Origin of the sequence: Chryseotalea sanaruensis (assembly GCF_003990915.1) — a bacterium.
GTDB classification, from domain to species: Bacteria; Bacteroidota; Bacteroidia; order Cytophagales; family Cyclobacteriaceae; genus Chryseotalea; species Chryseotalea sanaruensis.
Window position 1 is genome coordinate 509,953 of the sequence record NZ_BHXQ01000004.1, and the last position, 14,794, is coordinate 524,746.

Annotated in this window: 6 protein-coding genes and 1 tRNA gene; 5 read left to right on the plus strand and 2 right to left on the minus strand. The window is 37.4% G+C overall.

All coding sequences use genetic code 11. From position 1 onward, the window contains the following. The first annotated feature begins 6 nt into the window (after window positions 1-6). The gene (locus tag SanaruYs_RS12920; protein ID WP_127122975.1) at window positions 7-2,382 is read left to right on the plus strand and encodes a carboxypeptidase regulatory-like domain-containing protein; all 2,376 of its coding nucleotides are present in this window, start codon (window positions 7-9) and stop codon (window positions 2,380-2,382) included. Between the two features lie 120 nt (window positions 2,383-2,502). Here SanaruYs_RS12920 and SanaruYs_RS12925 read toward each other — a convergent pair whose 3' ends face one another. After that, window positions 2,503-2,805 (minus strand): winged helix-turn-helix domain-containing protein, encoded by a 303-nt coding sequence (locus SanaruYs_RS12925; protein ID WP_246011909.1) that lies wholly within the window; start codon window positions 2,803-2,805, stop codon window positions 2,503-2,505. After that, complete coding sequence (locus tag SanaruYs_RS12930) at window positions 2,802-3,425, minus strand: hypothetical protein (protein ID WP_127122977.1); 624 nt, start codon at window positions 3,423-3,425, stop codon at window positions 2,802-2,804. The genes SanaruYs_RS12925 and SanaruYs_RS12930 overlap by 4 nt, the downstream gene beginning before the upstream one ends. Window positions 3,426-3,605: 180 nt before the next feature. On the opposite strand from SanaruYs_RS12930, the gene SanaruYs_RS12935 reads away from it, so the two are divergent. The 4 genes from SanaruYs_RS12935 (at window position 3,606) to SanaruYs_RS12950 (ending at window position 14,733) form a co-directional block, all read left to right on the plus strand. Next, window positions 3,606-3,679: transfer RNA gene (locus SanaruYs_RS12935), tRNA-Asn, on the plus strand. A gap of 750 nt (window positions 3,680-4,429) precedes the next feature. Next, window positions 4,430-5,263 carry an alpha/beta hydrolase family protein gene (locus SanaruYs_RS12940; RefSeq protein ID WP_127122978.1) on the plus strand — a complete coding sequence of 278 codons (834 nt, stop codon included), beginning with the start codon at window positions 4,430-4,432 and terminating at the stop codon, window positions 5,261-5,263. Between the two features lie 160 nt (window positions 5,264-5,423). Then, window positions 5,424-5,807, plus strand: coding sequence for a tellurite resistance TerB family protein (locus SanaruYs_RS12945; protein ID WP_127122979.1), 384 nt, complete (start codon window positions 5,424-5,426; stop codon window positions 5,805-5,807). 103 nt (window positions 5,808-5,910) lie between these two features. Next, window positions 5,911-14,733, plus strand: a complete 8,823-nt coding sequence (locus SanaruYs_RS12950; RefSeq protein ID WP_127122980.1) for a PAS domain S-box protein — start codon at window positions 5,911-5,913, stop codon at window positions 14,731-14,733. The last annotated feature ends 61 nt before the right edge of the window (window positions 14,734-14,794 follow it).

Below are 14,794 nucleotides of genomic sequence, written 5' to 3' on the forward strand. Positions count from 1 at the left end.
CCAATTATGATTCTACGAAAACTAAAGCTTTTTGGCATGATAGCCATTGTTGCTTCTGCAACATTTTTTGGCTGTAAAGATGATTTTACAGAAGGGGATTTTCTAAAACTCCAAAATGAGCTGGCTAAAGAAAAGGAAAAGAGAGACTCTGCCTATTTGGAGGCCATGACGCAAGAGCAAGCCGAATCGTACATTGCCGCGCTGAATGAAGCAGGAGATTTATTATCAATTACAGTATTAGTAAGAGAAGATAATACACCTGTTGCAGGGGTAAGTGTATCAATCGCTTCTGGCTCCACTGAAACTACTAATGGTCGCACAAAAGAGGAGGTAACTGTTGTAACTGATGCAGCAGGTCGTGCAGTTTTTGAACGTGTTACCATTGGTGATAATGTTATTTCATTATCTAAAGCAAACTATGTTTCAGCTTCGGCTCGTGTTGATTTTGGTACTCCTCCGGTACCAATTGCCCTCAATACAAACATCAATGGAACTTCGGTAACACGTTACATTGCACCACCAAAACGTTTTGAAAACTTTGCGTTACCACTTTATTCTGAGTCAGATGCTGAAGGCAATACAGCCGTTATTCAAGGCACTTTCCGTATTGAGAACGATTTGACCAATGATCCTAATGTCATGGATGCAATTCCTGCTGAACTTGTGGTTGCTGCAAACTTGAGTACAGCTTTGGCCAATGCCGGTTCCATTACCTCTTCTTGTAATTGCGTGGCAGATTATCGTTTCACAGGTGGCGAAGGCTCATTGGGAGTAGCCACTATTGATGCTGCTACTGGTGCTTTCTCTATGCGCGTACCGGCAACAGCAAACGGTCTTAATATCAGTATGATTTATCCTACTATAGTAGGCACACAACGCATCGCTGTGAGACGCCTGAATGGCGTAGACATTACACCAGAGTTTCGTCAGGTGCCTGTACGTTGGGATCCTGCTACGGCTGCTTCAACGAACATTCCAGTAATACCAGGTGCCCGTGCAGTGTTTACTTACAATGGTAGTAGTACACCTGCACCCGCAGGTAGAGGGTTTACTATTACTAATTTTACGCCAGTGGCAAGACCATTAAGTACAGGTACTGTTTCTAATACGGGTAACACCACACTTAGCAATACAACGTACAGGATTAATTCAAGGGGTCTTGACTACACAAGCGCACCCACTGTAACCATTTCTGGCGGTGGTGGTTCTGGTGCTACAGCAGAAAGCTTCTTACGTCTTCTTACCAATAGTTTTAACATCACCAATGGTGGATCAGGCTATGCAGGCGGACTTCATGTTATTGAGTTTACCTATATTGATCAAAACGCTGCCGTTCAGGTTTATGCAACATCAGGTCAATTTTTAGCGATTGGAGGCGCATTGCCTACAGGCTTAAGACCATTGCCTAACGTAGCTGGTTTTGCACCAAATGCACCCTACACTACACCGAATCAAATTCAGGGTTTTGGGTATAGAGTCGTTGATGTGGCAACTGGTCAGCCTGCGGCACCAACAACACCAGCCACTTTTGTCGTTGATGACTATAGTGAATTGGGGGGTATACAAATCACCAATGGCGGATCTGGCTATACTACTGCGCCTACCATTGCACTTGCTGCGGGTGGTACGCCAGTTAATACTGCTTCTGTTACTGTGCCTGCGTTTAGAACACAATTTAATTTTAGCTTGCCAACTGGCGTAGCTACTACACCTTATCGTGTACTACCTAATGATATCCAGTTCATCTATCCTGCTAATGCGGTTGATGGGCAAACAATAGAGATCAGTGGTAAAGTTGATTTGATCAATCCTATTGGAACTACACAAACCTCAAATGCGGATTTCATTGTTAATCTCACAACAGACGGAACCAACATAATTGCCCTTAATGAAGGGTTGAGCTTTAGAACAAACCGTTTTTGGACTACTGCCCCTACAGTTTTTGTACAAGACAGAACAATAGAAGCAGCAGCGGCAAATTTAACTATTGATGCAGTTACAGGACAAGTAACATTCCAAAATCCTTTTGCTGATGGAGGTTTAAGTAACCAGCGTTTGATACCTGATGCAGCCAATACAATTACAGGACAAGGTTATGATGCCGTAAGTGTTGAAATAGTACCAACCATTACTGGTGCACCAGGTAGTGGTGCTGTGTTTAATCTAACCACAACTCAAAACGTTGACAATAGATTGGTTACATGGGGCGGAGCAACTGTTCGCTTAAGTCCTGGCGCTGGTTATTTAGCTAACCTTAACAGAACCAATGCTGCAAGAGGCTATTCAGGTACTACCACGAACATTGTTGTACAAACTGGTAAAGTTTATAATTTAACTATTGATGCCGGTACAGGTGTACGGTTAGAAGCTATTGAGAATTAAGCTTTTAAAATCGCAGTTTGTTTTAAAAACAGGCATTGATTTTTTAAATAATACAAAAGCCCTCAAATTTGAGGGCTTTTGTATTTGGCGAGAATTTCATACTGATATTGAGGGGGTATATTATTTTTTCTGTTGTTTAAGAATCTCTTCGAGTGCGTCCAAGTGTTTTCTAAAACTTGTTCTGCCTTTTTCTGTTGCTTTATACTTTGTCAGCGGCTTGCGGTCTGTAAATGACTTATTAACACTTATGTATTTTTCTTTTTCTAGTGCCTTCATATTAGATGCCAGATTTCCATCGGTAATATCCAGCATTTCTTTAAGAGAATTAAAATCAGCATATTCATTGGCAATAAGTACAGACATAATTTGAAGTCTTACTCTATGCTCAAGTGTTTTGTCTAAATTATCGAACGGATTCTTCACTGGTCGTAACGATAATGCATTAAGATACCGTATATAATGTGTAGAACACCGAATCCTGTTGCCCAGAAGATAAGGCCATATCCAGGTAAAAACGCTGAGAGAAGTCCTAAAATAATTTCAAGGAGTCCAAGGTATTTAATTTCTTTAAAGGTTCTGCCACTGGCATTAATTAGTGCTAAGCCATAAAACAACAGGCATGCTGATGAAATGATTACGAAGTAGCCTTGATAAGTTAGTACAATAATGAATAATCCACCTGTTACTAATGGTATTAAGAGATCTATTACCAATTGACGACTAGTGTTATTCCATACAGTAAGACCAAGTTTCTTAGCCTTACGTGCACTCATTAAATATCCAGTTAGAAGGGATGCACCCAAAACGATGGCAGCGATCGTAAAAAGTTTGATCAATGTAACCGTTTCGTTGATGTAATGGAAACGGAAACCAAAGGGAGAATTGGGATAATAGATGGTAAAATAAGCAGCCAAAGCCCCGCAAAGGGCATAAATACCGGCCAAAACACCAGATAGCCCACTGAGTGATACGAACTTAACCGATCGCTCCATGATCGATCTTATAGAGGCGATGTCTTGCTGATATTCGTCAATCTCCTTCATTTAAAAGTACTTTGTTTACCAAAGTTAGCGAATGAAGGGGATTTGACAAGGTTTATTTTTTAGCCAAAACTTATTCGAATTAAATAATCAGGATTTTTGATGAAATTTTGCGCTGGTTTTTGGAAATATTATAATCAAAGCCGTAATATTGCACTCCCAAATTTTAGGGAATAGTAAAATTCTTCCTTAGCTCAGCTGGTTAGAGCACCTGACTGTTAATCAGGGGGTCCTTGGTTCAAACCCAAGAGGAAGAGCAAAAAGCTGACTAGTAGGTCAGCTTTTTTACTTTTAGCCTGTTCCATATTTTAGGCTATTACTGTTGATCTGCATATAGGTTCAAGTTGTGTATACATTCTTTACTCAGAAAAATTAGATAAGTACTACCTTGGCGGCACAGATGATCTTTCCTTGCGTGTACACATCCACAATCATCCACCAGAATAGAAAATTTACAGCAAAGGGTTTGCCTTGGTTACTGAAACGTAGCATTGTTTGTAAGAATAAAACTTCGGCATTAGCATTGGAGGGCAAGATTAAATCAATGAAGAGCCAAAAATTTATTGAGCGTCTGCTGTCGGATGAAATATTCCGATTTGATTTTTGTGCATCTTTTGTGCCTGACTGTTAGTCAGTCCCGAAATGTCGGGATTGGTTCTCCCGATTCATCGAGACAAGAGGAAGAGCAAAAGCAAAAGTCCTGACGTAACTGTCAGGGCTTTTTTTGGGCCTAGTTGCGACTATACAATTATTTATCAAAGTTATATAGGTACAACTTTGATAGCATTGATCATCCTGCATTGTAATTCTGCAGCAGACTCCTTTTTAGTATGAGATCCCTGCTCCATCTCTTAAATTCTAAACTCAACATATACCAACAAGAATTGAACTTTATATTGCATCATCCCTTTTTTTTTAAACCTAATTTAAAGTTTGAAGGCGGATATTCCAGTTATACCTGCTGTTAAATTTAGAAAGCAATTTAAAGGTGTAATTAAGGGAAATCCATGGAAAGAATCGAAATAAGACAAAATGTAGACCACACTCTTTGTGGTTATTGGGTAACGTCATCACATAATGATTTAAAGGGGACTATCTTAGTTTGTCCTGCAATGGGTATAAGTGCCAAGTTTTACATAAATATGAGTAGCTGGATAGCTGAGCAGGGTTACGCCATTCTTATTCTTGACTACCGAGGTGTCGGCTTGTCCGCGCCAGCAACACTAAAAAATTTTTCTGCAGATCTTAATGATTGGGTGGCAGATATGGAAATAGCCGCTGGTTGGCTAAAGCACCAACATCCTCAATTACCATGCATATTTTTAGGACACAGCATAGGAGGTCAGTTATTCGGTTTTATTAATAATAAAGATCTTTTTTCAAATGCAGTGTTTATTGCAACTTCTACGGGTTATTGGTTTGAAACAAAAAATAGATGGAAGAATTTCTTACTCTTAAAAACTATTATGCCACTTTCAGTATTCATTTGGGGTTTTATTAATGCTAAATTTTTTAAACAAGGCGATAATTATCCAACAGGCGCTGGTATGCAATGGCGTAAATGGTGTATGTCACCGAGCTACTTTGGTACAGAAACATTTAGAGATACAAGTAATTTTTATTCTTTTGATAAAAAGATAACATCTATTTGGTTTACAGACGATCCTATTGCCAATGCTAAGAATGTTCCCAAGCTGCTCTCATTTTATAAACAAGCTTTTACACAATCAATACAACTAATACCCAGTCAATTTAATCTTTCAAAAATTGGGCACACGTCTTTTTTATCAAAAAGAATGAAGGATAAAGTATGGCCTGTGATTGTAAAACATTTGGACTGAAGTACTACGACAAAATACCGAGTCTATGTTAAACCAGATCACAACTTTAATTCCAAATTTGAGTCTTGAATTAATTTCACTTTATTCATCGTAGAATTTACGTATTTCCACTGATGCCTAGATTATTTTATTCAACTACATTGAAGCAAAAATTAAGGTCATGGATGATGTTACCCGCAAGAAGTTAAACCTGTTGGTGCACCTTGCTAAAATTGATGGAAGATTTGATGAAACTGAAAAAGAAGTATTAGCTAATCTTTTAAGCGATGCAGGACTTTCTGATTCTCTCGTTACAGATAAAGTTTTACCCGTTGACTTAAATGATTTTAAAGAAGTGCCGACAAAAACCGACATTCTTTATTGGGCATTACGTATCATTAAAGCAGATGGTATAATTCATCCAGATGAAGCTGCTTATTGTAAAGCCTTGGCTGTTAAACTTAATTATAAATCTGAAGTGGTAGATTATTTCACTAACCATGATTTGGGCGAACGTGCTGATTTTATTGCTTCTGCTAGATTATTTGCAGCAAAGTCTGTTTGATTGTTTGCGCTTACTACGTATATCTACGTAAGTACTTGCACGGCTGTTTGGGATTTTTATAATGGCTAAATTTCCTACTGTATTTCTCACGCATCAGTAGGCCATGAAAACACCGTATCAGCTTCCCGTTTATTTCGATTCACATCCTCTACCAATGGTACTATATGATGTACGGGATCTTTCAATAGTAGAAGTCAATAAAGCCGCTGTCAAATCCTTTGGTTATACTAAACGATTCCTGACTTCACAGGAAATTACTCAACTGATTAATGATATTGACGCAAACTACCTGAAACTTAAACTTGGTAAAACAAAGAAAAAAGTAGGTGTTTTTATAAATACAAAAAGCAAGAGAGAACACTTAGATCTATATCTACATCCGATTAGTGCCAAATCTGGAAACTATGCACTTGCTGAATTTCATGCTAATTCAACTAACAATATTGAACATCCTGCTGCCTATGACTTACAGTTTAAGCAAGCAGTAGAAAGCTCGTCAATAGTATCTATTGCTGATGTACGTGGTAACATCACATTTGTCAATGAAAATTTCGTACGCATCAGTGGATACTCCGAGCAAGAATTACTTGGTAAAAATCATCATCTCATTAACTCTGGGTATCATCCTAAAAGTTTTTGGACTGCAATGTGGAAGACCATTTCGAAGGGAGAAAACTGGCGTGCAGAAGTTAAGAATAAAGCGAAGAATGGAACTTACTATTGGGTTGATACTTTTATCATGCCACTGGTGGATGAAAAGAGAAGAATTACAGAGTTTCTATCTATTAGAAATGATATTACGAAAAGGAAAGCTGAAGAGGAGAATAATAAATTAATTGCAGAACGACTAAGTGAGACAATGCAATTTGCCAGAATGGGCACAGCCGAATTGAATCTGGAAACAAATTCACTAGAACTTAGCAGCGAGTTGTTAGAATTGTTGCAAGAAGATGATACAAATGTTAGGTCAGTATTACTTGATGATTTTCTAAGCCAGTATATTGTGCTAGAAGATATTCCAATAATCTACGAGAAAATAGCAGCTGGTATTGAGCAAGTAACCACTGGCCCTGATGATTTTGTATTGAACGTAGAATTCAGACTCAATACAGCCAAAGGAAAACTACTTTATATCGATGCCCAGGGAAGATTTCGTAAAAATGGAATGGCGTTGGGTATTCTTCGGGACATTACTATAAAGCGGCTGGCACAAAAAGAGATGCTGGCTAAAGCTAAGCAAATTGAAATGATGCTTGGGGGTATAACAGATGGTTTCTTCGCCACCGACAAGCTATTAAATTTTACGATGATAAGCCCCATTTTTGCGGCCATGGCAAAAATGGAAGTTGAAGAAATGCTCGACAAAAATATGCTGGAGTTATTTCCTTTTATGAAAGGTGGTGATTTGGTTAATACATATTTGGAAGTCTTACAAACACAAAAGTCAGTTCAGTTAGAGCATAGAAACCCCGCAAACCATAATCAGATATTTAATATTAATATTTATCCTAATCCTGAGGGGTTATTCATTTACTACCACGACATATCTGTTTCTAAACAGGCAGAGTTAGAGTTGAGGGATACTTACGAACTTTTTAAGCGTTTATCCGCTAATGTGCCGGGCATGATTTATAACTTTTATTTAACTGCGGATTTGGAGCCCGTATTTCCCTATGTGAGCAGTGGTTGCGAAAAGTTATTTGGAATTGATAGAAAGGAGTTGATGAAAAATGGCAGTTTATTATTTGACTTTATCCATCATGATGACCTTTCCGGTGTAAAGGCATCTATCATTTCTGCTTTTGAGTCTAATGAGCCCTGGGCCTATGAGTTTAGGGTGATAAATGGAAACGGAGATATTAAATGGATAGGCGGTAATTCCAACCCTTATATTGAGCGAGATGGCAGTAATTACTGGTATGGATTCATGCAGGATATTACGCAGCGAAAGCTTGACGAGTTAAGGATCGCTGAAAGTGAATTAAAGAACCGTTTAATTATTGAAAATAGTGGCGAAGGAATTTTATTCACTGATGCCATGGGTGGAGTGTTATCTGCTAACCCAGAAGCATGTAGGATTTTTAAAATGACTGAGGAGGAGATTTGTAGGACAGGTAGAGGTGGACTGGTGGCTGAGGATCAGGATAATTTAAACAGAATTTTGAAGCAAAGAGATGAAGAGCGTTTTTTTAAAGGCGAGATATTGATGAGACGAGGCAATGGCTCTGTTTTTCCTTCGGAAATTGCTTCACGACTTTTTATAGATCCTAGTGGGGCGCTAAGAGCATCAATTTTAGTGAGGGATATTTCCGATAGAAAGAAGTCCGAGCAGGTAAGAGAAGAAATTTTAGAACGATTTGAAAAGATTACAAATCATTTGCCGGGATTTATTTTCGAATATATACTTAAACCGGATGGTCAATCCTCCTTCCCTTATGCCAGCTCAGGCATAGTAGATATTTATAATTTTACTAAAGAAGAAGTTTTAGAAGATGGAGGAAAAATTTTTAAGTCTGTTTATCCGGACGACCTTTCAAGAATTTATGACACAATTAAGATTTCCGCTGATAATCTTAGTATTTGGAGTGAAGAATATAGAGTTATATCTACTAATGGCGAAATAAAATGGGTAGAAGGTTATGCATCACCTGATAAACTGAGTGATGGTAGTATACAGTGGTATGGATATATAGCAGATGTAACCTCAAGAAAAGAGACTGAGTTTAAATTACAAGAATCGCAAAACCGTCTTCGCGCTTTCTTTGATAGTAAATTGGATGCCACTATTCTTTTGGATCACAATTATACTATACTGGATTTCAATAAAAAGGCTGTAGATAAATCAGGTCTGGTTTTTAACGGAACGCCAAGAAAGAATCAAAGTATTCTTAACTATATCTTACCTGAATCTTCAGATATATTTATAAGCAATTTTAAGCAAGCTTTAAATGGCGTTGAGAAGGAAGCTGAAGTTGAAGTGTCTTCACCAGAACAAGAACTATCGTGGTGGTTATATAGACACTTACCAATTGTTAATGCTGAAGGTAAAGTAATTGGCGTCAGTTTTACTGCTGCCAATATAACAGAAAAGAAAAAGCTTACACTTGAAATCAATAGACTTGCTTTGATTGCAAGCCATACCAGCAATGCAGTTATTCTTACTGATGTATTGGGTAATATAACGTGGGTTAATGAGGGTTTCGAAAGAATCTCTGAATTTTCACTGGGTGAGGTAATGGGTAAAAAACCAGGATCTTTTCTGCAAGGTGAGGAAACAGACAACGCAACTATTGAAAAGATGCGTGCTGGAATTTTAAGCAGAAGAGGCTTTAAGGTTGAGTTACTTAATTACAGTAAATCAGGTCGAAAATATTGGTTGGATATTGAAGTGTTGCCTATAAAATCAGCTAAGGGAGTGGTTACTGGTTTTATGGCTGTTGAATCTGATATTACAAGCTTGAAGAATGCTATTCACGAAATGCAGAAAAGTGAACAGGCATTACAAACCTTTATGGATCATGCACCCATGGTGGCGTTTATTAAAGATTTGAAAGGTCGCTATAGTTTTTATAATAAAGTTTATCGCGACTTTATGAATGATAAAATATTAAAGCCCGGTTATACGGACTATGATGTTTTTGATAAAGATTTTGCAGACTGGTGTAATCAGCGGGACCAGCATGTTGCCAGCACAGGAGAAATGATTCAATTTGAGCATCATGTGAAGGGCGAAACCTTTTTAGAATATAAATTTCCATTAAAGGACATTGAAGATAAAGTTATAGCGGTCGGTGGCATATCTATTAACATTACTGAAAAACTTGATGCGCAAAGAAAGATAACTGAGAATGAGGAAAAACTCCGCACAATAACTGACAATCTTTATGATGGCGTTTTGTACCAATATATAGTAACAGCTCAAGGCGATCTTGAAGGTTTTCAATACGTTAGTAATGGCGTAAAGGATCTTTTAGAAGTAGCACCAGATGAATTACTTAAAAACCCCACGTTGGCTTTTAGTATGGTTCATCCAGATGATTTGGGAGGATTATATCAAAAACTTGAATTGTCTAAAACGACTTTGGCTGCTTTCGAATTGGAGTACCGAATCACCACGCCTAGTGGTAAGCTGAAATGGATTCAAGCCCGAATTAAACCAAGACGATTACCAGATGGCAGAACAATGTGGGATGGTTTGTCTTTAAATATCACAGCCAGGAAAAAACTTGAGCTGGCTGTGCAAGCCTCAGAAGCAAAATTGCAAAGTATATTCCACACAATGATTAGTGGTCTGATTGTGGTGGACGTTCATGGAGAAATAACTTATGCTAACCAAAGTGCTACCGATATTTTAACATTGCAGTCAAGCGAAATTGAACATCGCTATTTTTCTTCTACTCTGTGGGAGCAAATTGATGAAAATGGTTCACCTTATCCTACAGATGAGTTACCATTAGCCAAAGCTTTACGAGATAAGCAACCAGTTACAAATATAGAGCATGGAATTATTGCAGAAGATGGTAAGATAAAGTGGTTAAATGTAAATGCAGCTCCGCTATTTGATTATAAAGAAAACCTCATTGGTGCAGTAGCTAGTTTTCTTGATATAACGGAGAAGAAAAAAGTTGAGTTTGATTTGAAGAGTAGCACCAATCGTTTAAAAATTGCAACGAAAACAGCCAGAATGGGTGTTTGGGAATGGAACTTAGAGACCGATGAAACTATTTACGATGAAATGCTTTATGATCTGATTGGTTTAGAACCGGGCACGCCAATGACTTTTGCTAAGTTTAGCAAATATTTATACGATGATGATCGCGTACGAATTAAAAATGAAATAGAATCCGCCATAGATAAAAAACTTGAGATTCTTGAAACTACTATGCGTATTATTCATGCAAGTACTGGAGATATTAGACACTTTCTTGTAAGTAGTAGCATTGAATACGACAAGAAAGGTAAGGCCATTAGAATGATAGGTGTTGACTACGACATAACCGATAGAGAGCATTATCAGCAAAATTTAAAAAAGATTTATGATGAGTTAAATGCTGTTTTGAACGCATCAACAGATGCTACTTTTTTACTCGATCCGGATTTTACCGTAAGAGTTTTTAATAAATCAGCAGAGGTTGCGGTACAAGGTGTTTATGATAAGTTAATAGAAGTAGGTGATAATTTTCTTGATTATACACCGCTTTCTTTAATTGATGATTTAAAAGCAAATTTTGCAAAGGCATTAACAGGTGAAGTGATTTATGTTGAAAGAGAAATTTCGTTTACCAGCACAATATCTTACTGGAATCAGATTCGGTATTTACCTGTTTATGGTAGCGATGGTACTATTGTAGGTGTTTCTTTTAATGCTTCAGATATATCGGCTCGTAAAAAGACTGAGCAGGAATTGTTTCAAAGTCAGCGATATTTTGAATCACTCGTTAATTCTCAATCCAGTTTTCTAATCAGAACAGATCTTGAGGGCATTTATATTTTTGCCAATAAAATGTTTTACAAGAAGTTTGGCTATTTACCGGATAAACTTATAGGTACAAATGCATTAGACACAATTCTTAAGATTGATCATGAAGCTTGTTCTTTGGTAATAGAAAAATGTATTAAGTCTCCAGGCGTAGTATTTCCGGTAACATTAAGAAAGCCAAATCCTTTAGGTGGGTTCTTTTGGACAGAGTGGGAGTTTGTTGCACTGCAAGACGAACAAGGAAATCCTGTTTCAATACAATGCGTAGGACTGGACGCTACCGAACGCATGCAAAGTAAATTTGAATTGGAGAGAGTCAATAATAGGTTAATGTTGGCTACTCATTCCGCAGAAATGGGTATATGGGAATGGGATATACAAAGCAATACGATTGTATGGGATCATCAACAATACGAAATCTTTGGTGTATCTGATTATCACGAAATTAGTTTTAAGCTTTTCATGAGTCTCATTCATGAAGATGATAGAACAATAGTAGAGGATGCATTAAACAGATGCTTACAACAAAATGACAACTTTGATACATTATTCAGAATTCAAAGACTGTCAGACGGTAAGCTACGCTATGTAAAAGCTTTTGGATCAATCGAATTAAGTTCTAGTGGAGAGCAGATTCGTATGGTTGGTGTTAACTATGATATTACTAGTCAAGAGATCGCTAATCAAGTAATCAGAGACAGTGAAGAACGCTTTAGGTCGATGGCAGAAAATGTGCCTGGCGCTATACTCCAATACGTATTATCAAAAGATGGTGAGCACTCAGTGAGCTTTATGAGTAGTGGCTGTATTAATCTATGGGAGATTTCCGCAGAGGAGGCAATGACTAATTCAAAGCCCTTATGGGATGCTGTTCATCCAGATGATGTTCAGGCTATGTTTGAATCTGTAATGGAGTCAGCCAAGACTATGCAGCAATGGCAATGGCAATGGCGAATCATTACCCCATCAAAAAAGATGAAATGGCTTGAATCGCGTGGTGTACCCAAAAAACAGCCAGATGGTTCGGTTATGTGGTATACAGTTATTCTCGACACCACAGATCGCAAATTAGCAGAGCAAGAATTATTAAAGAGTAGAGGTGAGTATGAACGATTAGTACAAATGATTCCAGTGGGAGTCTATAAAAATGTAAAACAGGCAGATGGCTCTAGCAGATTGCTCTATGTAAGTAAGCGTTGGTGTGATTTGCACGGGTTACAAGAACATCAGGTATTAAATGATTCATCTTTGGTCATTAAAAATATTCATACTGATGATCTGCCTTCATTTATGAAAATTGGAAATGAAGCCATTAAAAATGAAACTGACTTTGTTTGGGAAGGTCGAATCATACTAAATGATGAGGTCCGGTATTTGCATATTGAATCTAAACCAGAGAAATTATCAAATGGTGATGTTATATGGAATGGTATTGAGTATGACATTACTGAACGTAAAATATCCGAAATAGAATTACTTAAAACAAACCGACTTTATTCGGTAACAAGCCAAATCAACCAAATGGTATTGCATGCAAAAACCAAAGAAGAGGTTTTTGCTGAGGTGTGTAATATTGCAATTGAATATGGCAAATTCAGAATGGCTTGGGTTGGCTTACTTGACCACAACGCTGTTGTCAAACCTGTAGCTTGGGAGGGACATGTCGATAATTATTTTGATATTATTCCTAGTATTTCTGCAAAAGATATTCCTGAAGGAAGAGGCCCTACTGGAACAGCGGCAAGAACAGGATTTCCACAGATAAACAACAACATAGCTGGTAGTAAAAACGCAAGTTATAATTTGTGGAGAGAAGAAGCGCTCAAACGAGGTTACCAATCAAGTATTGGTCTGCCTATTATTATTAATGATGTAGTTACAGGTGTGCTTACACTGTATAAAGAAGAACCTAACTTTTTCACCGACAAAGAGATTGATTTGTTGCAGGAGGTAACTTCGAATATAGCCTTTGCGATTCATACAATTGATTCGGAGAATGATAGAAAAAATAAGGAGATTGCTTTGCTTGAGAGTGAAGTACGTTTTCGTTCTATGATTCGTCATTTAACAATTGGTGTATTGTTGCAAGGCCCTAAAGCAGAAATACTCTCCAGTAATCAGGCCGGATTAGAGATGCTTGGTTTAACCGAAGATCAATTAATTGGTAAAACATCTTTTGATCCTGACTGGGCTTTGCTTAAAGAAAATGGTGATCCCTTTCCACCTGATGAGTTACCTGTTCCTATAGCAATTAAAACAAAGAAACCTGTTAAGGGTGTAATTATGGGAGTTATGCGACCTACACTTGGAGATAGAGTTTGGTTGATGGTAGATGTAATACCCCGTATGGATAAGCATAAAAATGTAATGTATGTTATTGCTACTTTAAATAACATTACAGAGTTAAAAGCTACTGAACAACTAATGGCTGAAAGTCGTGAACGAATACGGGTAATAAGTGATAACCTGCCAAGTGTTGCCATTTATCAATATGAATTATTGGAGGGTGAAGATGAAGGTCGTTATATCTATTTTAGTTCTGGTATTGAAGGCATCACAGGACTTAAAGTAGAGCAACTGCTAGCTGATCCTTCTTTGTTTGATGCAAACATTCATCCGGATGATCAGGAGCATAATAATAGGATGATTGCTGAGGTAAATGCAAATTTAAGCGTGTTTGATATTGAGTATAGATTCAGACAACAAAACGGCTTGTGGCGATGGTTTAGAAGAAGAAGTAATCCGAGCAAAGTAGGTGATGGCCGTATTTTGTGGAATGGTGTTATCATTGATATCACAGACCAGAAACAAGCGGAATTACAATTAATTGATGCGCTAAAAGAAAAAGATCTTCTGATTAAAGAAATACATCATCGTGTAAAAAATAATCTACAACTAATCTCATCAATTATTTTTATCAAGATGGCAGGTATGGAGTCATCAGAATCGCGTGGCTTTCTTGAAAACATGCGACAAAGAATTCGTTCCGTAGCGCTTATTCATGAAAGACTACTGCAAACTGGTTCTATAAATCAAGTAAATATTGCTGACTATTTGAAGAAACTGATTCATGACCTTCAAGTTAGTATGGTACAGCCAGATAGTAGAATTGAAGTTTTTACTCAAGTACAATCAACTGAGATTAGCCTCGATAATGCTATTCACTGTGGTCTCATTGTTAATGAGTTGGTGGTAAATGCCTTCAAGCATGCATTTATTAATCGCGATGGAGGAAAAATAGAAGTGACTTTTATGAAATCGGATTTTGCTTGTAGCTTAATTGTAAAAGATAATGGTGTTTCACTACCAGAAAATATTCAGCCCGGTTTGCATGGTTCTTTTGGAATGGAGTTGCTAGAAATATTTATTAAACAGCTTAAGGCTAATCTTGTAATTGAACGTGAAAATGGCACATGCTTTTTTATATCATTTGAAATTGATGGTTAAATTGATAAGTGGAGATTAATCATCTTTTTTGCTGACTATTACATAATTTAATCTTTTGTAT